The sequence below is a fragment of the Pseudomonas sp. NPDC089407 genome (genome assembly GCF_044900445.1).
GTDB lineage: Bacteria > Pseudomonadota > Gammaproteobacteria > Pseudomonadales > Pseudomonadaceae > Aquipseudomonas.
The window spans coordinates 1-20262 of record NZ_JBJDNB010000008.1 but is presented as its reverse complement, the minus strand read 5'-3'; the positions used below and the strand labels follow the sequence as shown (position 1 = coordinate 20262).

Here is a 20262-nt window from a genome sequence, read left to right as displayed (position 1 = left end):
ACGATCCCGGCCTCTTGCCTGGAGCTTCCTCATGTCTCAACCGCGTGCCCGCATCGCCTCGCAACTCGGTGTCGCCCTCGCCATCGTGCTGGCGTTGGTCATCTCTGGCAGTACCTTGTTCGCCCTGCGTTCGCTGGACGATGCCAACCTCGCCACACGCCAGGCCCACCTGGCCAGTGAGGCGCGCTTGCTGGCCGACCAGCTCGACACCTTCCACAGTTCGCTCAAGGACAATACCCAGCGCCTCAGCGGCCTGTTCGAGCGCCGCTTCGCCTCGGGCCTGTCACGGCATGCCGGTGAAACCGTGCAGGTCGCCGGCCAGGCCACGCCGGCCTTGTACCTCGGCGAGCACCTGCTCAACAACGACTTCCAGCTAGTTGACGAATTCCAGCAGATGACCGCCGGCATCGCCACGTTGTTCGTGCGCAGCGGCGACGACTTCGTGCGCATCAGCACCAACCTGAAAAAGCAGGACGGCAGCCGCGCCATCGGTACCCAGCTCGATCGCCAGCACCCGGCCTACCTCAAGCTGCTGGCCGGGCAGATGTACGTTGGCCGCGCCGTTTTGTTCGAGCGTAACTACATGACCCGCTACGTGCCGGTAAGCGACAGCGATGGCCGGGTGATTGCCGTGTTGTTCGTCGGGTTCGACTACACCGATGCGCAGAACACCCAGTTCGCCAACCTCAAGCGCTTCCGCATCGGCCAGACCGGTTCGCTGGCCCTGCAGGACGAGAAGGGCCAATGGCTGGTGCCGCCGGCCAATGCCGAGCAGCAGCTGTACAATGCCACCGCACCCTTTGCCGAAGGCCCCTGGACGGTGGTGGCGAGCATGCCGATGGCAGAAATCCGCGAGGTGACCTGGAGCGTTGGCCTACGCCTGGCCATCGGCAGCGCGCTGGCCATGCTGTTGGCCGTGGCGGCCACGCTGTGGTTGCTGCGGCGTAAGCTGCGCCCGCTGGACGACCTGGTGCGTCAGGCCGAAGCGCTTGGGGCAGGCGACCTGAATGCGCGGTTGAGCGTGACCAGCGATGATGAAATCGGGCAACTGGCGCGCAGCTTCAACAAGATGGGCGAGGCACTGTCGACCATGGTCGAGCACATCCGCAGCGCCTCCGAGCAGGTCAGCACCCGTGCCCGTTCGTTGTCTGGCCTGTCTGCTGGCGCCTGCGAAGGCATGGACCAGCAGTCCGGCGAGATCACCAGCATGGCCGGCGCGGTGGAGGAGTTCAGCGCCACCTCGATGAACATCGCCGACAACATGGCGGGCACCGAGCGCATGGCCCGTGACAACGCCCAGCAGACCCGCATTGGCCGCAACGCCATGGATGAGGCATCTCGCTCGTTGAAGCAGATTGCCGATGCCCTCGGCGGCACTGCCACGGTGATGGACAGCCTGGGGGCCCGCTCGCAAGAAATCGGCGGCATCATCAGCGTGATCACCGCGATCGCCGAGCAGACCAACCTGCTGGCATTGAATGCGGCCATCGAGGCGGCGCGTGCCGGTGAACAGGGGCGCGGCTTTGCGGTGGTGGCGGATGAGGTGCGGGGGTTGGCCGCGCGTACCCGTCAGGCCACCGATGAAATTTCCGGGATGATTACCAGCATCCAGCAGCAGACCGGGCATGCCATTACCACCCTGGAGCAGGGTAACCAGCTGATGCAGGAAGGCCTGGAACGTAACGACAAAGTGGCACAGGCGCTGGCGTGTATCGACGAGCAAAGCCGTGCGGCGGGCGAGCAGTTTGCCGTGATCAGTACGGCGACCCAGGAGCAGAGCAGCACCGCGACAGTGCTGAGCCGCAACTTGCAGAGCATTGCCCAGGCCAACGGCGAGCAGCGCGAGGTGGCCAATGAACTGGCCTTTACCGCGCGGGAGCTGGAAGGGTTGGCGGCGCAGTTACGGCAGGAAGTGGACCGTTTCCGCTGATACCGAAGGGGGCGCGGTACCTGGGGGAGCAACTGCCTTGTGTTGCCTGTTCAGGCCTCATCGCTGGCAAGCCAGGCTCCCACAGGCCCCTGCTAAATCAGTGAGTTATGTGTTGTTCTATGAGAGCGGGTGTGCCCGCGAATGGGGCGCAAAGCGCCCCGGCGATCTGCAGCCTTACATCGAACCCAGGTTCAACGCCTGCGCACAAGCCTGCAGCGACCGCCGCTCGCTTTGCGCATACAGCGTCAGTTCATCCTGCACTTGCAGCCCCAATGCCGCTTCAAAGGCATCGCGGTTGGCATTGCTGCCGTATTCGGCCTGCGCATCGTCCCCCAGGTTGGACTGAAAAATCCCCGCCGCACTCACTGGCAAGAAGTCCTCGTAAACCAGCGCCTCGAAGTGCACATGGCCCGCCTCGATCAGGCCTTCCAGCGTAGTTGGGCGATCCTCCTGATCACGCGCAGCCAGGCCCTTCTCGGTGGCGAAGTAGCGGAAATACGCCAGACCCTGCTCACGCATCTGCGCGAGGTCGTCCGGGAATTCGGTAAAGCTGTCCTTCAACAGCCCCATGTAGCGCTCGGCGTTGGCCTCAGCCGGCGCACCGCCCAAGGCAGCACGGGTAGCATCCAGCAGTTTGTCGTACAGCTGGCGGCCTTTCGGCGTCAGCGCCGCACCCCGCTGTTCAATCTCGCCAAAGCGGGCGGTGTGGCTGCCTTCGCTGCCTTGCTGGTCGCTGAAAGCAACCTTCTCCTGCAGGGCCTTGAAGCTGGTCTGGCGCAGCAGAATCGGGTGGCGACGAGTTGGCGGCCCTTCGACCACGGCCTTTGGCGGTATGCCCTTGGCCGGCATGCCGACCTGGATCGCATCGATGTCCAGGGTGCGCGGCGTCAGGTGGTTGATGTGCGGGCCCTTGAAGGCCACCACATCGGCAACCAGGCGGTGCTGGTCGTGCAATTGCTGGTACTGCTCAGCGGTGACGGTAGCGTCATGGTGCCAGCGGAAGGTATGCAGCGCTTCCTGCACGAACGCCTCGGCATCGGCGGCATTCAGGCCACCATCGCGTTCGCATTGGGCGATCAGTTCGAGGGCGCGGGCAGTGAAGATCTGGCGCTTGGCCAGAATGCCTTGCGCCAGCTCGCGCAGTTGCAGGTTGTCGATCAGTTCCAGGCGCAGCAGCGAAGTGAACACGCGGAACGGGCTAACGTGCAACGATTGCTCGTGCACAGCGCGGAAAGCGGTGGAGTGTACCGGCACCCCGGCAGAGCTGAGGTCGTAGTAGCCGACCGGCTGCATGCCCATCACCGCGAACAGGCGGGCGATGGTGGCCAGCTCTTCGGCGGTGCCGACACGGATGGCGCCGTGGCGCTCGTGGTCCAGGCGCTCGATTTCGCCGGTCCAGCGCAGGGCCTCGGCCACGGCAGGCTGCTGGGCCATGACCTGCTGGTTGATTTCGCTCACCAGCTCCAGCAGCGTGCCGTACAGCGGCACTTCCTGTTTGTACATGAGCGACATGGCGGCAGAGAACTGCGCGCGGATGCTGTCTGGGCTGACGAAATCATGGGCGGGCATCGCTAGCTTCCTGGTTAGGTTCGGACGCTTACATGAAAGCTGGGAATGCACTTGGCTCACAAGCGAAAAAAAGTGAGTGTGTCATTCCTTTTTTGATCGACCTTCAGCTCTGTGCAGAACCTGTGGGAGCTGGCTTGCCGGCGATGGGCCGCAGAGCGGCCCCGGCAATCTCAAGCCTGCAACTGCTCACGAATCCATTCCACCAATGCCCTTACCTTGGGCACCTCCGCCGCATGCTCGGCATACGCCAGGTAATGCGCCCCGGCACTGCGCATCGCATGGTTCCACGGCACCACCAGGCTACCGTCAGCCAGCTCTTTGGCCGCCAGGTAACGCGGCACCAACGCCACCCCACACCCGGCCTGCGCCGCGCTCAACGCCATATAGAACGTATCGAAGCGCGGCCCATGGTAGGCGCTGACGCTCTGCAGGCCCTGCTCCAGGAACCACTCATGCCAGGCCTCTGGCCGCGACGTACTCTGCAACAGCACAAGTTCGGCCAGCTCCTCGGCCCCGCCCAGCTCACGCCCGGCCAGCAGCTCCGGCGCGCACACCGGCACCACCTCTTCGCGGAACAGCTCTACGCAGCTGGCCCCCGGCCATGTGCCCTGGCCATAAAAGAACACCACATCCGCCGAACCTTGCAGCAGGGCGAACGGCTCCATCTCGTTGCGGATATCCAGGTGGATATTGCTGTGCCGTTTGCCAAAACCCTTGAGGTGCGGGATCAACCAACGCACGCCAAAACTCGGTTGAGTGGCTACCTTCAAAATTTCGGTCTGCTCGCCGTAGGTGAGTACGTAGCGGCTGGACATGTCCACCTGGGTGAGGATCTTGTTGACCTCCGCCAGGTACAGGCTGCCCGCCGGGGTCAGCTGCAGGCGCCGGCGAATGCGCAGGAACAGGTGGTGGCGCAGCATGTCTTCCAGCTGCGCCACCTGCTTGCTGACCGCGCTCTGTGTCAGGTGCAGTTCTTCGGCGGCACGGGTAAAGCTCAAATGGCGGGCTGCAGCTTCAAAGCACTGCAGGGCGGTCATGGAAGGCACCAGGCGTTTGGACATAGCGGTCTCTGCGGCTCGAATCATTACCTGACGGAATGATATGCGGAATAAAGGTCGTTTGTTGTACCTATGTGATCGGATTAATACTGATCCACATCATTTTCCACCCCATCACCCGATGTAGGAGATGCACAAATGGTTGCTGGATTGCTCGAGCGCCTTGGCGTTGCCGCCGAGGCTTACACCCAGGGCGACTACCCTGTTCACACGCCGATCGACGGCAGCCAGATCGCCTCGGTGAAACTGCTCGGCAAAGCCGAGACCATCGCCCGCATCGATCAGGCCCAAAGTGCCTTCGAAGCTTGGCGTACCGTGCCGGCCCCACGCCGTGGCGAGTTGGTGCGCCTGTTCGGCGAAGTGCTGCGTGAGCACAAGGCCGACCTCGGCGAGCTGGTCTCGATCGAAGCCGGCAAGATCACCCAGGAAGGCCTGGGCGAAGTGCAGGAAATGATCGACATCTGCGACTTCGCCGTCGGCCTGTCGCGCCAGCTGTATGGCCTGACCATCGCCTCCGAGCGCCCTGGCCACCACATGCGTGAAACCTGGCACCCGCTGGGCGTGGTCGGCGTGATCAGCGCTTTCAACTTCCCGGTTGCCGTGTGGGCCTGGAACACCGCCCTGGCCCTGGTGGCCGGTAACTCGGTGGTGTGGAAGCCTTCCGAGAAAACCCCGCTGACCGCCCTGGCTTGCCAGGCGCTGTTCGAAAAAGCGCTGAAAGCCTTCGGCGATGCCCCAGCTGGCCTGGCACAACTGGTGATCGGCGGCCGTGAAGCCGGCGAAGCCATGGTCGACGACCCGCGCGTACCGCTGGTCAGCGCCACCGGCAGCACCCGCATGGGGCGCGAAGTCGGCCCACGTGTGGCTGCCCGCTTCGGCCGCAGCATCCTCGAGCTGGGCGGCAACAACGCCATGATCCTGGCCCCGAGCGCCGACCTCGACCTGGCCGTGCGCGGCATCCTGTTCTCCGCTGTCGGTACCGCCGGCCAGCGTTGCACCACCCTGCGCCGCCTGATCGTGCACCGTTCGATCAAGGACGAAGTGGTTGCCCGCGTGAAAGCCGCGTACGGCAAAGTGCGCATCGGCGACCCACGCAAGGACAACCTGGTTGGCCCGCTGATCGACAAGCTGTCGTTCGACGCCATGCAGGGCGCGCTGGCCAAGGCCCGCGACGAAGGTGGCCAGGTGTTTGGCGGCGAGCGTCAGCTGGCCGACCAGTACCCGAACGCCTACTACGTGTCGCCAGCCATTGCCGAAATGCCGGCGCAAAGCGACGTGGTACGCCACGAAACCTTCGCCCCGATCCTGTACGTGCTGGCCTACGACGACTTCGAAGAGGCCCTGCGCCTGAACAACGAAGTACCACAAGGCCTGTCGTCGTGCATCTTTACCACCGACATCCGCGAAGCCGAGCGCTTCCAGAGCGCCTCGGGCAGCGACTGCGGCATCGCCAACGTCAACATCGGCACCAGCGGCGCCGAGATCGGCGGTGCGTTTGGTGGCGAGAAAGAGACTGGCGGTGGCCGTGAGTCCGGCTCGGATGCCTGGAAAGGCTACATGCGTCGCCAGACCAACACCGTGAACTACTCGCGTGAGCTGCCGCTGGCGCAGGGTATTGTGTTCGACTGATGGATTGATGCTGCATGGCCGGGGGCTTTGCCCCCGGTTCGCCGGCAAGCCAGCTCCCACAGGGATCGCACAGACTCCAAGCTTGTGCGATCCCTGTGGGAGCTGGCTTGCCGGCGATGGGCCGCACAGCGGCCCCTACAAGAACAACACTGCTGGAGCCGGGCCATGTCCGAACTGCGTCAAGAATGCTTGTGGGAATTCGTCAGCAAACCGAGCGTGGCCGCCCAGGCCCTGGCCGGTGAGCACAAGGCCGATGTCTGCGTGATCGGTGGCGGCATTACCGGCCTGTCGGCGGCCATCCACCTGCTCGAACAGGGCAAGTCGGTGATTCTGCTGGAGGCCTGGAAGATCGGCCACGGTGGCTCCGGGCGCAACGTCGGCCTGGTCAACGCCGGCACCTGGATCCGCCCCGACGATGTCGAGGCCACCCTCGGCCAGAAGCAGGGCAGCCGCCTGAACACGGTACTCGGCGAAGCCCCGGGCGAAGTGTTCGCCATGATCGAGCGCCTGGGCATCGACTGCCAGGCCCAGCACAAAGGCACGCTGCACATGGCGCACAACGCCACCGGCATCGCCGACCTCGAAGCCCGCCACGAACAATGGCGCCGCCGCGGTGCCGACGTCGAGCTGCTGACCGGCGCGCAGTGCCAGGAATACTGCGGTACCCACAAGATTTCCGCCGCGCTGCTCGACCGCCGCGCCGGCACCATCAACCCGATGGGTTATACCCAAGGCCTGGCAGCTGCCGTGGTACGCCTGGGTGGCAAGCTGTTCCAGCAGTCCTCGGTCGAAGGCCTGGAGCGTGATGGCGATGCCTGGCGGGTGAAGACTGCCCGTGGCTCGGTGCGCGCCGACAAGGTGGTGATTTCCACCGGCGCCTACACCGAAGGCGACTGGAGCAACCTGCAGAAGCAGTTCTTCCGTGGGTATTACTACCAGGTGGCGTCCAAGCCCCTGCAGGGCGCAGCGGCCGACAAGGTGCTGCCACATGGCCAAGGCTCGTGGGACACCCGCACCGTGCTCAGCAGCATCCGTCGCGACGACCAGGGCCGTCTGCTACTTGGCAGCCTGGGCCGGGTCGACAACAAGCCCGCGTGGTTCGTGCGCAGCTGGGCCGACCGCATCCAGAGCCATTACTACCCTGAGCTGGGCAAGGTCGAGTGGGAGATGCACTGGACCGGCTGCATCGATTTCACCCCTGACCACCTGATGCGCCTGTTCGAGCCGGCGCCGGGGCTGGTGGCGGTGACCGGGTATAACGGGCGGGGTAATACCACCGGTACCGTGATTGGCCGGGCGTTTGCCGAGTTTCTGCTGAAGGGTGAGGCCGATAGCCTGCCGATACCGTTCTCGCCGATGAGTGGCGTGAGTGCGCCTTCGCTGCGTACGGCGTTCTACGAGTCCGGGTTCTCGCTGTACCACGCGGGGCAGTGCTTGAGAGTGGTCCTGTAAGCCCTGCGCTGCTTTTTGTAGGAGCGGCCTTGCGTCGCGAAAGGGCCGCAGAGCGGCCCCAGCGATCTATGCGGCGAAGCTGGAATTCTGGGGGCGCTGCGCACCCCTTTCGCGACACAAGGCCGCTCCAAGGACCGCGTTGGGCTGGAAGTAACCCGCGCAGGCTTACTTGTGCAACCAGCTAAGGAAGCCACCCTTCTTGATCAGGGCCGGCTTCTGCAGCAACAACGATTCCCGGTTCTGGCGCCGGAACCGCTGCAACTTGCTCAGCGCCGTGTGCACATCGCCACGCTGCACCAGGCAACTTTTCACCTGCTCCTTGTCGATTCGATACAACACGCAACTGGTCAAGGTGCGGAACTCGGCAAACGAGTCATCTTCGTCGATGATCCCCTCGATCCCCAGCACCTCGCCCGGCCCCATGCGCCCGGCTTCCAGCAGCTTGTCGCCATCGCGTACCGACGCCGACACCACACCGCTGCCAATCACCAGCAAATGGTCGGAATGCTCGCCCACCTCCAGAATCACCTGATCCGCCAGGTACTCCACGGTGGTCATGCGCTGGCTGAGCGCATCGCGTTCCTCGGCGCTCAACGAGCGGAACACCCGAACTTCGTCCAGAACCTCGCGCTGGCGGCTGCGTGGAGGCATGGCCAGGTCGATGTTCCACATTACCCCGCTGGCTTCCAGGTGCCGGTGCGCCAGGTCGAACAACTGGTTGCGCGCCGCCGTCTTGCCGCCCATGTCGGCAATGAAGCCGCTGGCCTCATACTCCACCGACTCCAGCGTCGAGGCCTTTACCGAAACCTTGGGCGCCGGTGAGGCAAGGATCGCGCTGGTGCCTTGCAGGGCCTTTTCCAGTGCATCGATCACCCGCTTGGGCCGCACCTTGGCCGGCACCACCACGCTGATCGATACCCCGTGCACATCGGCCGGGCGGCTGTGGTTGAGCAGCCGCGCCTTGGCCGCCACCGAGTTGGGGATCACCGCCAGGCTACCCGTACCCGTAAGCAGGCGAGTGGCGCGCCAGTCGATTTCCAGCACCTTGCCTTCGGTGCCGTCGATCGAGATCGAATCGCCAATCTGGTAGGGCCGCGTGGTGTTCAGGATGATGCCGCTGAACACATCGGCCAGCGTGCTCTGCAACGCCAGGCCGATGACGATGGCCATCACCCCCGACGTCGCCAGCAGCCCCTTCACCGGCAACTGCAGCACATAGCCTGCGGCAGCGACCACGGCGGCCAGGAATATCAGCGCCCCCAGCACATCCTGCAGCAAACGCCCGCCATGGCTGCCCCGGGCCACCAGCAACAGGCCGAACACCACCGTCACGGTGCGCGCGCCGAACAGCCACCAGCCGATCGCCAGCACCGTGGCCATCAGGTTGCGTGAGACATCGTCGGGCCACGGCGGCGGTTGCAGTGGGCTCATGCCGGCGGCCACCAGCACCGAGCTGAACAGCAGGAAGATCACCAGGCGCGTGCCAATACGCCAGGCCCGGCGCTGGATGGGGATGACTTGCCAGAACACGAGGTCGAGCAGGATCAGGGCGGTGCCGAGCAACAACGGGTATGACTGGATGAACGCCAGCATGGTGGTCTCGGAGGTGAGGGGAGGGCTGTGGGTAGTAATAGAGCAGGTTGCTGTTGCAGGCAATGGGGGCCTGTACCGGCCCTATCGCCGGCAAGCCAGCTCCCACAGGTACTACACAGCCCGCAAGACCTGTGGAGATCCTGTGGGAGCTGGCTTGCCGGCGATAGGGCCAGCACATCCAGCGCCAATCCATCGTTCCTAAAACAGAACGCTACAGCCAAAAACCACTATCTACCGCTCAAAAGGTGATGGTTTTAATCTTCTCCCATCAACGCGAAACACCCAAATTACTGAAAATCAAAACCCTTAGGAGCTACCCCCATGACCCATTTCAAATACAACCGCCTGAACAAAGACGACGCCGCCGTACTGCTGGTCGACCACCAGGCTGGCCTGCTGTCGCTGGTCCGCGACATTGAGCCGGACGCGTTCAAGAACAACGTGCTGGCCCTGGCCGACCTGGCCAAGTTTTTCAACCTGCCAACCATCCTCACCACCAGCTTCGAGCAAGGCCCCAACGGTCCGCTGGTACCGGAACTGAAAGCCCTGTTCCCGGACGCCCCCTACATCGCCCGCCCAGGCCAGATCAACGCCTGGGACAACGAAGACTTCGTCAAGGCCGTGAAGGCCACCGGCAAGAAGCAGCTGATCATCGCCGGCGTGGTCACCGAAGTGTGCGTAGCCTTCCCGGCGCTGGCAGCCCTGGAAGAAGAGTTCGACGTGTTCGTGGTCACCGATGCCTCCGGCACTTTCAACGCCATGACCCGCGACGCTGCCCATGACCGCATGAGCCGTGCCGGCGCCCAGCTGATGACCTGGTTCGGCGTGGCCTGCGAGCTGCACCGCGACTGGCGCAACGACATCGAAGGCCTGGCCGCGCTGTGCTCCAACCACATCCCGGACTACCGCAACCTGATGACCAGCTACAACGCCTTCAACGCCAACAAGTAAGCCCAACCGCCGCGGGCACCGCCAGTCGGTGCCCGGCCAGGGCAGCACACCTATCCAAGCCCCCGCCCGTTCGCCGTTGCACAGTGGATGCGGGCAAGCTCATCCCAAGGAACGCCGATGAACACCGCACTCCAGAACAACCGCGAAGTGGTAACCGTATGCCTGCAGCACCAGGTTGTTGAAAACCCGCCCGGTACAGCGGCGGCGCAACCACCGCGCTGGAAGCAGGCGCTGCTGACCTACCTGGTGATCTGCCCGATGACCATGGTCATTCCGCAACTGCTGGCGCCGCTGTTCGCGCGCTTTCCGCAGCTGGGCGGTGTGATAACCGGCAACCTGATCGTCAATGTGTTCGTCATCCTGCCCGTGGTGTTCTACATCATGCCTTGGGTAACCCGCCGCTGCGCCAACTGGCTGCGCGGCTGAACCACGCCCTCACCTCGACACTTTCAAGGAGATACCGTTATGAGCACGTTCGTTACCCGCGATGGCACTTCGATCTACTTCAAGGACTGGGGCAGCGGCAAGCCCGTGTTGTTCAGCCACGGCTGGCCGCTGGATGCCGACATGTGGGATTCGCAGATGGAGTTCCTGGCCAGCCGCGGTTACCGCGCCATCGCCTTCGACCGCCGTGGCTTCGGCCGGTCGAGCCAGCCGTGGAGCGGCTACGACTACAACACCTTCGCCGATGACATCGCCCAGTTGATCGAACACCTCGACCTGCGCGACGTGACCCTGGTGGGCTTCTCGATGGGCGGCGGCGATGTCAGCCGCTACATCGCCCGCCACGGCAGCGAGCGGGTAGCCGGGCTGGTGCTGCTGGGCGCGGTAACGCCGGTGTTCGGCAAGCGTGACGACAACCCCGAGGGTGTCGACCTGTCGGTGTTCGAGGGTATCCGCGCCGGCTTGCGTGCCGACCGGGCGCAGTTCATCGCCGATTTCGCAGCGCCGTTCTATGGCATCAACCATGGGCAGCAGGTGTCCCAGGGCGTGCAGACGCAAACCTTGAACATTGCGCTGATGGCGTCGATCAAGGGCACCCTGGATTGCGTGACGGCGTTCTCCGAAACCGACTTCCGCCCGGACATGGCCAAGATCGATGTGCCGACGTTGGTGATTCATGGTGATGACGACCAGATCGTGCCGTTCGAGACTACCGGCAAGCAGGCGGCGGAGCTGATTCGTGGGGCTGAGCTGAAGGTGTATGCAGGGGCGCCGCACGGGTTTGCGGTGACTCATGCGCAGCAGCTGAATGAAGACCTGTTGTCCTTCTTGAACCGTTGAGAAAGCCGGGGCCGCTTTGCGGCCCATCGCCGGCAAGCCAGCTCCCACAGGTACTGCACAAGGCTCAAATGCTGTGGGGGCGATGTGGGAGCTGGCTTGCCGGCGATGAGGCCAGCCCAGGCAACACAAAACCTGATCAGGGCTCCCAAAGGGTCTCCATAGCACTTGAGCCTTGTGCAGTACTTGTGGGAGCTGGCTTGCCGGCGAAGAGGCCAGCCCAGGCAACACAAAGCTTGATCAGGGCTAACCTTCTTCAACTCACCGCACATTCATCCAAGCCCTGGCCCTGCTCCAACCGGCATGCTCCGCAGTCGCGCCTGCCGCCGCCGCACCCAGAGACGGAGAACCCCATGTCCCAGGACCGCAACGACAAGACCCGTCGCCAGTTCCTCGCCACCAGCACCGTCCTCGGTGCCGCCGGCGCGCTCTGGTCCGCATTGCCTTTCACCGGCCAGGCCGGTTCCGCTCACGCATCCACCCAAGGAGGTTCCATGACCGCCGATCTGATTCTGTTCAACGGCAAGCTGCACACCGTTGACCGCGAAAAGCCCACCGCGACCGCCGTCGCCATCAAGGACGGCCGCTTCCTTGCCGTGGGCAGCGACGCCGAGGCCATGGCCCTCAAGGGCGCCACCACGCAAATCATCGACCTCAAGCAGCGCACGGTAATCCCGGGCCTGAACGACTCGCACCTGCACCTGATCCGCGGTGGGCTGAACTACAACCTGGAGCTGCGCTGGGAAGGCGTGCCGTCGGTGGCAGATGCCCTGCGCATGCTCAAGGACCAGGCCGCCCGCACGCCAACCCCGCAGTGGGTGCGCGTGGTCGGTGGCTGGAACGAATTCCAGTTCGCTGAAAAACGCATGCCCACCCTGGAAGAAATCAACCAGGCCGCGCCTGACACCCCGGTATTCCTGCTGCACCTCTACGACCGCGCGCTGCTCAACCGCGCAGCGCTCAAGGCTGTTGGCTACGACAAGAGCACGCCGAACCCGCCGGGTGGCGAGATTCAGCGTGACAAGTTCGGCAACCCGACCGGCATGCTGATCGCCCGCCCCAACGCGATGATCCTCTACGCCACCCTGGCCAAGGGGCCGAAGCTGCCGCTGGAATACCAGGTCAACTCCACCCGCCAGTTCATGCGCGAGCTGAACCGCCTGGGCCTGACCAGCGCCATCGATGCCGGCGGCGGTTACCAGAACTTCCCCGATGACTACTCGGTGATCCAGGCGCTGGCCGACAACAACCAGCTGACCGTGCGCATTGCCTACAACCTGTTCACTCAAAAGCCTAAGGAAGAGCTGGACGACTTCCGCAAGTGGACTTCCAGCGTCAAGCTGCACAGTGGCACCGATTTCCTGCGCCACAACGGCGCCGGCGAAATGCTGGTGTTCTCCGCCGCCGACTTCGAGGACTTCCTCGAGCCGCGCCCGGACCTGCCGCAGACCATGGAAGAAGAGCTGGAACCGGTGGTGCGCCACCTGGTCGAGCAACGCTGGCCGTTCCGCCTGCACGCCACCTACAACGAATCGATCACGCGCATGCTCGACGTGTTCGAGAAGGTCAACCGCGACATCCCGTTCAACGGCCTGCCGTGGTTCTTCGACCACGCAGAAACCATCACCCCAGAGAACATCGAGCGCGTGCGTGCGCTGGGCGGCGGTATCGCCATCCAGGACCGCATGGCCTTCCAGGGTGAGTACTTCGTCGACCGCTACGGCGCCAAGGCGGCCGAACAGACCCCGCCGATCAAGCGCATGCTCGACATGGGCGTGCCGGTCGGTGCCGGTACCGACGCTACCCGCGTATCCAGCTACAACCCGTGGACTTCGCTGTACTGGCTGGTCAGCGGCAAGACCGTGGGCGGCATGGCGCTGTACAAGGAAGGCCTGGACCGCGAGACCGCGCTGCAGCTGTTCACCCAGGGCAGCGCCTGGTTCTCCAGCGAGCAGGGCAAGAAGGGCCAGATCAAGGTAGGCCAGCTGGCCGACCTGGCGGCACTGTCGCTGGACTTCTTCAGCGTCGAAGAAGAGGCGATCAAGGGTATCGAGTCGGTGCTGACCATTGTCGATGGCAAGGTTGTGTACGGTGCCGGCGAGTTCGATCGCCTCGGCCCACCGCAGGTGCCCGTGCTGCCGGAATGGTCGCCTGTGGCCAAGGTGCCAGGTCACTGGCGCGTGGGCACGCCGTCGCTGGCAGCAGCCGTGCACCAATGCTCGGGGCCGTGCGGGGTGCATGCGCACAGCCATGACAAGGCGCGTAAATCGAGTGTGCCAGTCAATGACTTCCAGGGCTTCTGGGGGGCGCTGGGTTGCTCGTGCTTTGCGTTCTAAGCTGAGCTGAAATGCAGAAGGGGCCTTAATAAGGCCCCTTTCTTGTCTGTCAGGATCGCGCGTTCCCCTGTAGGAGCGGCCTTGTGTCGCGAAAGGGCTGCGCAGCAGCCCCAGGGTATCAGCGACACAGCAAAAATTGCCGGGGCTGCTGCGCAGCCCTTTCGCGACACAAGGCCGCTCCTACAAAGGGATCGCATCAGTCCTGTGGCATTCAGTGGTGAGCTTTATGCTCCCCACCAGCCAACAGATGCCGGATCCTCACCACGACCCCATCGGTCTGCAGCATCCGCACCCGAGCCTCGATTTTCAGTTCCCCGCGGGTCACCCGATGGTGATGCCGCAAATGCTCCAGCCACGACTCTTCAAAAAAGAACTCCAGCCACACCGCCGGGTCGGCACTGTCGCGCATCAACCCCCACGACAACGCGCCATTGCGCTTGCGCATGGCCTCCAGCTCCCGCGCCGCCCGCTGGAACGCCTCGGCCTTGGCCGGGTCGATGTGGTACTCCACGGTTACCATCACCGGCCCGCTTTCCTTGTCCATGTCATCGCTCAGCACCGGCACCGGCCAATGCAGCGACGGCGTCAGCTCTTCCGCCTCGGTTTCCGGCAGCGTCACCTTGCAGGTCAGCAAGGTGCCCAATGCCAACCCACCAGCAGCAAACAGCAGGCTAACGGTGATCGACACATGGCTGGCAACCGTACCCCACAGCAAGCCACCACAAGCCATGGCGCCGAAGAAGATCAGGATGTACACCGACAGCGCCCGCGCCCTTACCCAGGCCGGCACCGAGGTCTGCGCCGCCACCTGCAAATTGGACAGCACGGCAATCCACGCCGCGCCGCTAAGCAGCATTGCCGGCAGCAGCACATAGAAGTTGCGCACCAGCGCCAGGGCCAGCAGGAACAGGGCATACAGCAGGCTGGCCAGCATCACCAGCCGATCGCGGCTGATGCGGTCACGTAGGCGTGGCAGCAAGGTCGCGCCGGCCACCGCGCCGATGCCGATGGCCGCCAGCAGCAAGCCGAAATCAGCGGCGGTGCCGTGCATCTCGCCACGCACGATCAATGGCAGCAACGACGTGCCGGCGCTGGCGCAGAAGAAGAACGCCAAGGCCCGCAACAGCACAGCCTGCAAGGGTTTGGCACTGCGCGCAAAGCGCAGCCCGGTGCGCATGGCGCCAACGAAGCGTTCCGCTGGCAGCAGCGGCTCCTTCACTTCGCGCTTCCACAGGAACAGCACCAGGATCACCCCGGCGAACGACACGGCGTTCAAGGCAAAGGTCAGCCACGGGCCGACCAGGCTCACCACCACGCCGGCCAACGCCGGGCCGATGGCGCGCGACACGTTGATGCCGACGCTGGAAATCGCCACCGCGTTGGCCAGGTCTTGCTTGCCTACCAACTCCGGCGTCAGCGCGCTCCAGGCCGGCATCATCAGTGCGGTGCCAATGCCCAGCGCCAGGGTCAGCACCAGCAGCAGGGTCACGTTCATCAACCCGAGCAGGGTCAGCGCCGCCAGCACCACGGCCACCGTCGACATCCACAGTTGCACCAGCAACAGGTAGCGGCGCTTGTCGACGATATCCGCCGCCGCTCCTGCCGGCAGGGCCAGGAAGAACATCGGCAGCGAACCGGCCACCTGGATCAGCGCCACATGCAGCGGGCTGGCCGAGAGCGTGGTCATCAGCCAGCCGGCGCCCACCTCGTGCATCCAGGTGCCGATATTCGAGGCGATGGTGGCGATCCACAGCATGCGGAATGTGGTGTTGCGCAATGGGCTCCAGGCGCCTGAAGGGGATGTGCTCATGTCAGAAGCTGCCTTTGAGTGGGTATTCGATGATCAGGTAGATGCGGTCGATGTCATCGCCGGCCTGGGCCTGGTTGGCGCGGTGGCTGACGTGGGAGAACGACAGGCTCAGGTCCTTGGCGGCACCGGACTGCACCACGTATTTCAGGTCGATGTCGCGCTCCCAGTGCTTGCCGCCTTCGCCGTACTGGTTCACATAAGCGCCGCCTGCCGGGGCATGGCTGCCATCGATGCCGCGGCCAGTGACGTAACGGCCCATCAGGCTCAGGCCGGGCACGCCGAGGGTGGCGAAGTTGAGGTCGTAGCGCAGTTGCCACGAATGCTCGCCAGGGCCGTTGAAGTCGGCGTACTTGATCGAGTTGGCCAGGTAGATGGAATCGCCACCTACGAAGTCGAACGGGGTGTCGCCCTCGACCTTCTGGTAGGCCAGGCTCAGCGCCTGGGCGCCGAAGCTGTATTTGGCCAGCAGGCTGTAGGCGAGGGTGTCGATTGCCCCGGCGCTGGCGTTGCCGGTGTCGCGGGTGCGGTACAGGTTGCCGTCCAGGCGCCAGTTGCCTTCGGCCAGGTTCAGGTTCAGGTAGGCCTGGCGCCAGGTGTCCTGCAATTGCCCGGCATACAGCGCACCGCCGAACGGGCCAGCGGGCGCGAACGTGGCGCCGGCCAGGCTGATGGCGCGGTTGTGGGTGGTGGCGCCGTAGCCGCTGAAGTCGTCGTGGGTCGAGCTGTTGTCCTGGTTGTTGAAGGCGGTAAAGCGCCCGGCCTGCAGGCGCCAGTCGGGCAGGTCGGTGTTCGCCAGCAACCAGCCGGTGGCGTATTCCGGGTGCAGGCGTTTGTCGCCGGTGTCGAACACCGGGGTTTCCACCATCATCTCGCCGTAGCGCAGCTGGGTGTTGCCCAGGCGCAGCTTGAGCGCGGCGCCGGCGCTGGAGTAGTCGGACTCGGCACGGCCATCGCTGTCGCGTGGCAGCAGGCCGGTACCCGCGTGACCGCGGCCGCCGTCGAGCTTGAGGCCGAGAAAGCCATGGGCATCGATGCCAACCCCGACCGTGCCCTCGGTGAAGCCCGAGCGGACCTCGCCGATGAAGCCCTGGGCCCATTCCTGGCGGTAGTTCTGGCCACTGCCGGAAGGTGAACGGAAGTCGCTGTGCAGGAAGTAGTTGCGGCTGAGCAGCGACCAGCCGGGTTCGTCGGCCTGGCTGAGAGCCGGGCACAGGGCGAGGGTGGCGAGCAGGGCGCGGCCTGGTCCGTGAGTGGCGCGGATCATGGGGGGCTCCGGGGGATGATCCGGGAGTGTGGGTGAAGGATAGGCCAAGGGTCTTGTAAGGGTGTGCTGGGGATCCTTTTTGACTGTCAGGGCCCTATCGCCGGCAAGCCAGCTCCCACAGGTACTGCACAGGTCTCATAGCCTGTGGTGATCCTGTGGGAGCTGGCTTGCCGGCGATAGGGCCCGAATAGGCTACAACTGACTCAAGCCATATCGCTGATCGCAAACTCCTCAGCCAGATGATCGATCAACGCCCGCACCGAAGGCAGCAACCCGCGTCGCGACGGGAAGATCGCATGCACGATGCCACAGCGCGGGTGCCAGTCCGGAACCAGCTCCACCAGCCGCCCCGCCGCCAGGTCCTCACGCACCGCCACCCGCGGCAAATGCGCAATCCCCACCCCGGCCACCACGAAATGGCGCAAGGCAAACAGGTCGTCGGTCACCATACGCGGGGTATGCGGGATGACGATGCTGCGGCGGGTGTCCTCGCCCTGAAACAGCTCCCACTGGTACTCGCGCTGGGCACTGCCCCAGTGCAGGCTCGGCAATGTGCTGAGCAACTGTGGATCAAAGCCCTCGGGCAACTGTTCCAGGTACTGCGGCTGGCCAACCAGGCACTGGGTACTGTTGCTGAGCACCTTCATCACCATGTCGGTGTTCTCCAGCGGCGGAAAGCGCACCCGCAGGGCGATGTCGAAGCCCTCGTGCAGCAGGTCGACCCGGCGGTTGGTACTTTCGATGAACAGCTCCACCTGCGGGTACTTGAGCATGTAGCGGGTCAGCATCGGCCCGACCCAGGAGTTGAGCAGGGTGGTCGGGCAACTGATGCGCACCAGCCCGCGCGGTTCGCTGCGGTTGCGCTCGATAATCTCCGCCGCACCTTCGGCTTCCACGCGCATGGCCAGGCAGCGGTTGTAGTAGGCCTGGCCAATCTCGGTCAGCGAGCAGTGGCGGCTGGTGCGGTGCAGCAGGCGCACGCCCAGGCGGTCTTCCAGGTCGGCAATGCGCCGGCTGAGCTTCGACTTGGGCATGTCCAGCGCCCGGCCGGCCGGGGCGAAGCCACCGTGCTCGACTACCTGGGTGAAGTAGTAGAGGGAGTTGAGGTCTTCCAATGATCGGTCTCCGGGTAACGGGTTGCCTATATTGGCCTCATCGCCGGCAAGCCAGCTCCCACAGGTATCGCGCTGGTTTTGAATCCTGAGCAGTACCTGTGGGAGCTGGCTTGCCGGCGATGAGGCCAGCACAGCCCCTACAAATCCATCGTTCATATAACGGAACGCTAAAGCCAGATTCTGCTAACTACCGCCGCAAAGGTGATGATTTTAATCTGTGCCCATCAACGCGAAACACCCCGAATTGCTGAAAAATTCATAACCCTTAGGAGCACAGACCATGACCAACTTCAAATACAACCGCCTGAACAAAGATGACGCCGCCGTACTGCTGGTCGACCACCAGGCTGGCCTGCTGTCGCTGGTGCGTGACATCGAGCCGGATAAGTTCAAGAACAACGTGCTGGCCCTGGCGGACCTGGCCAAGTTCTTCAACCTGCCGACCATCCTCACCACCAGCTTCGAACAAGGCCCTAACGGCCCGTTGGTACCGGAACTGAAAGCGCTGTTCCCGGACGCCCCGTACATCGCCCGCCCTGGCCAGATCAACGCCTGGGACAACGAAGACTTCGTCAAGGCAGTGAAGGCGACTGGCAAGAAGCAGCTGATTATTGCCGGTGTGGTGACTGAAGTTTGCGTGGCGTTCCCGGCGCTGTCGGCTTTGGAGGAAGAGTTTGAGGTGTTTGTGGTGACTGATGCTTCTGGCACCTTCAATGAAATGACCCGTGATGCGGCGCATGACCGCATGAGCCAGGCAGGGGCGCAGATGATGACCTGGTTTGGCGTGGCCTGTGAGCTGCACCGCGACTGGCGCAATGATGTGGAAGGGCTGGCGGCGCTGTGCTCGAACCACATTCCGGATTATCGGAATTTGATGACCAGCTATAACGCGTTGACTGCGGGTAAGTAACACCAAGTAACCTGATAGGTGGATTCCACTGAGAGTCATCGTTGACTTGATGAAAGAGTGTTGTTAGCGTTTCAGTTGAGCGCGAAACCAGCTGCCATTCAGCGGCAACAGTTGGCGTAGGAACCCCGTCGGTGGCTGAATCATCAGCGTCGGGTGAGACCTCCACACCCCGGCTTGAGGGTGTGTATATGAATATCAAGCATGCTTACAGGGCCACTGGTGACAGTGGCCCTTTTCTTTGCTCGGTAGGAATGTGTAGCGCTTGTAGAGCAGCTTCCCGTGGCGATGCTTGTTCAGAGCTTTTGCATCGCACTGCATGAAATTCCACAGCATGCTGCCTTTGACGAGGGTTACGACCACCAGCATCTGCCGCTTGGTCTCGTAGACGCCTATGAAGGCCAGCCTGTTGGTGTCATTGGTGTAGGCCACCTGCCAAACTTCAAATGGTCCGATCAGTGTGTCCAGAGCGACTTTTACATAGCGTTCCCGGGCGTCCTGTCGCTTCTCGACGATGTGATGGATACAGCTACGCAGAATTAGGATGTCGCCCATTGGGCTTTTGACGATTACCCGGCTGGCATTTTCTGTGTTCAAGCCCAGGTGCTGCGCAGCGAGTTCGATTGCGGCGTCATGTGAGTCGGCAGCAGCTAGTTCTTCGCTAGCCTTGGCGCGCAGTTCACGCGCAAACGTCTTGAGGTCGGGCAGTTTTTCGTCCACCCAATTGTTCTGGCCTTTGCTCTCGGCGACCCATCTCTCTAGGCTCACTTGGCCGCCACCGCATCAGACGTGGGGGGTCGCGCTTTGTAGGATGTTACCTATATGAGGCTTGGGGACAATCTTTTTCATTGCAGAGACCTCACAAAGTTGTCCTGCAACCATCCGTTTCCACACGAAGGGTGGCAGTTGTACGCGGGGTGGAAAACCGGTCGGAGGCAACCCGGCAGGCCAGACGGCCTCCCGCGCACAGCTGCCATTGAAGACAGCACCTCAGATCAGACGGGTTTCCACACCCGATCGCTGAACCGACAGCGACCCGGTCAGCCTAGAGAGCTGGCTTTCCCCGGACAATCAGACGGGCGTCGACACGATGCGTAGGATAAATCCTTGGGATTGGGGTGAACGTAGGAAATGGTTCGCGGGGAGGTAGGACCTGGCTGAGAATCGGGCGATTTTTGATGGTTTTTTGTGTTCGCGTGATGGCGGCGAGGTGATCGTCAGGAGGTTGCACGATGGCCACCAGGTGCCTGGCGATAGGTTTTGGGCGCCTGTGAGATCGAGCGCCGCCCGCGCGGCGCTTCGCGGGGCAAGCCCTAATGCCGGTCAGTTAAGCAATTTGGGGCCGCGTTGCGGCCCATCGCCGGCAA

At 63.5% G+C, this 20262-nt stretch carries 15 protein-coding genes and 1 pseudogene; 9 read left to right on the top strand and 7 right to left on the bottom strand.

Annotated elements, in window-relative coordinates; translation table 11 throughout:
• Nucleotides 1-31: 31 nt before the first annotated feature.
• Together ACI2KG_RS08290 and ACI2KG_RS08285 are read left to right on the top strand one after the other, a co-directional pair.
• Nucleotides 32-1075: pseudogene (locus ACI2KG_RS08290) on the top strand (Cache 3/Cache 2 fusion domain-containing protein); the annotation flags it as partial.
• Nucleotides 1070-1930, top strand: coding sequence for a methyl-accepting chemotaxis protein (locus ACI2KG_RS08285; protein ID WP_400613253.1), 861 nt, complete (start codon nt 1070-1072; stop codon nt 1928-1930). The pseudogene ACI2KG_RS08290 and the gene ACI2KG_RS08285, both read left to right, overlap by 6 nt.
• A 174-nt stretch (nt 1931-2104) precedes the next feature.
• On the opposite strand, the gene ACI2KG_RS08280 is transcribed toward ACI2KG_RS08285, so the two are convergent.
• Nucleotides 2105-3499, bottom strand: a complete 1395-nt coding sequence (locus tag ACI2KG_RS08280; RefSeq protein ID WP_404661542.1) for a VOC family protein — start codon at nt 3497-3499, stop codon at nt 2105-2107.
• A gap of 170 nt (nt 3500-3669) precedes the next feature.
• Nucleotides 3670-4560, bottom strand: coding sequence for a LysR family transcriptional regulator (locus ACI2KG_RS08275; protein WP_404661541.1), 891 nt, complete (start codon nt 4558-4560; stop codon nt 3670-3672).
• 135 nt (nt 4561-4695) lie between these two features.
• Between ACI2KG_RS08275 and ACI2KG_RS08270 the strand changes: the two genes are divergently transcribed.
• Together ACI2KG_RS08270 and ACI2KG_RS08265 are read left to right on the top strand one after the other, a co-directional pair.
• Entirely contained in the window at nt 4696-6186 is a 1491-nt protein-coding gene (locus ACI2KG_RS08270; RefSeq protein WP_016712672.1) for an aldehyde dehydrogenase family protein, read from the top strand.
• Between the two features lie 165 nt (nt 6187-6351).
• A complete protein-coding gene (locus ACI2KG_RS08265; protein ID WP_404661540.1) occupies nt 6352-7638 on the top strand; it encodes an NAD(P)/FAD-dependent oxidoreductase in 1287 nt (428 codons plus the stop codon).
• A gap of 165 nt (nt 7639-7803) precedes the next feature.
• Here ACI2KG_RS08265 and ACI2KG_RS08260 read toward each other — a convergent pair whose 3' ends face one another.
• On the bottom strand, nt 7804-9231 hold the full coding sequence (locus ACI2KG_RS08260) for a mechanosensitive ion channel domain-containing protein (RefSeq protein ID WP_404661539.1): 1428 nt from the start codon (nt 9229-9231) through the stop codon (nt 7804-7806).
• 321 nt (nt 9232-9552) lie between these two features.
• Here ACI2KG_RS08260 and ycaC (ACI2KG_RS08255) point away from each other — a divergent pair, with 321 nt between their 5' ends.
• From ycaC (ACI2KG_RS08255) to ACI2KG_RS08240, 4 genes are all read left to right on the top strand, one after another.
• Nucleotides 9553-10182 carry an isochorismate family cysteine hydrolase YcaC gene (gene ycaC, locus ACI2KG_RS08255; RefSeq protein WP_110678615.1) on the top strand — a complete coding sequence of 210 codons (630 nt, stop codon included), beginning with the start codon at nt 9553-9555 and terminating at the stop codon, nt 10180-10182.
• A 117-nt stretch (nt 10183-10299) separates the two neighbouring features.
• Complete coding sequence (locus ACI2KG_RS08250) at nt 10300-10608, top strand: hypothetical protein (RefSeq protein WP_404661538.1); 309 nt, start codon at nt 10300-10302, stop codon at nt 10606-10608.
• A 39-nt stretch (nt 10609-10647) separates the two neighbouring features.
• Nucleotides 10648-11466: an alpha/beta fold hydrolase gene (locus ACI2KG_RS08245; protein WP_404661537.1), complete on the top strand. Its 819-nt coding sequence runs from the start codon at nt 10648-10650 to the stop codon at nt 11464-11466.
• A 491-nt stretch (nt 11467-11957) separates the two neighbouring features.
• Nucleotides 11958-13799, top strand: a complete 1842-nt coding sequence (locus ACI2KG_RS08240; RefSeq protein ID WP_404661633.1) for an amidohydrolase — start codon at nt 11958-11960, stop codon at nt 13797-13799.
• 211 nt (nt 13800-14010) lie between these two features.
• On the opposite strand, the gene ACI2KG_RS08235 is transcribed toward ACI2KG_RS08240, so the two are convergent.
• From ACI2KG_RS08235 to ACI2KG_RS08225, 3 genes are all read right to left on the bottom strand, one after another.
• Nucleotides 14011-15609, bottom strand: a complete 1599-nt coding sequence (locus tag ACI2KG_RS08235; protein WP_404661536.1) for an MFS transporter — start codon at nt 15607-15609, stop codon at nt 14011-14013.
• A 1-nt stretch (nt 15610) separates the two neighbouring features.
• Nucleotides 15611-16873 carry an OprD family porin gene (locus ACI2KG_RS08230; protein WP_404661535.1) on the bottom strand — a complete coding sequence of 421 codons (1263 nt, stop codon included), beginning with the start codon at nt 16871-16873 and terminating at the stop codon, nt 15611-15613.
• A gap of 203 nt (nt 16874-17076) precedes the next feature.
• Nucleotides 17077-17988: a LysR substrate-binding domain-containing protein gene (locus ACI2KG_RS08225; protein ID WP_404661534.1), complete on the bottom strand. Its 912-nt coding sequence runs from the start codon at nt 17986-17988 to the stop codon at nt 17077-17079.
• 280 nt (nt 17989-18268) lie between these two features.
• Between ACI2KG_RS08225 and ycaC (ACI2KG_RS08220) the strand changes: the two genes are divergently transcribed.
• On the top strand, nt 18269-18898 hold the full coding sequence (ycaC, locus tag ACI2KG_RS08220) for an isochorismate family cysteine hydrolase YcaC (protein ID WP_404661533.1): 630 nt from the start codon (nt 18269-18271) through the stop codon (nt 18896-18898).
• Between the two features lie 195 nt (nt 18899-19093).
• Here the strand turns inward: ycaC (ACI2KG_RS08220) and ACI2KG_RS08215 are convergent, their stop codons facing one another.
• Nucleotides 19094-19615, bottom strand: a complete 522-nt coding sequence (locus tag ACI2KG_RS08215; protein WP_404661532.1) for a PBECR2 nuclease fold domain-containing protein — start codon at nt 19613-19615, stop codon at nt 19094-19096.
• Nucleotides 19616-20262: the final 647 nt, after the last annotated feature.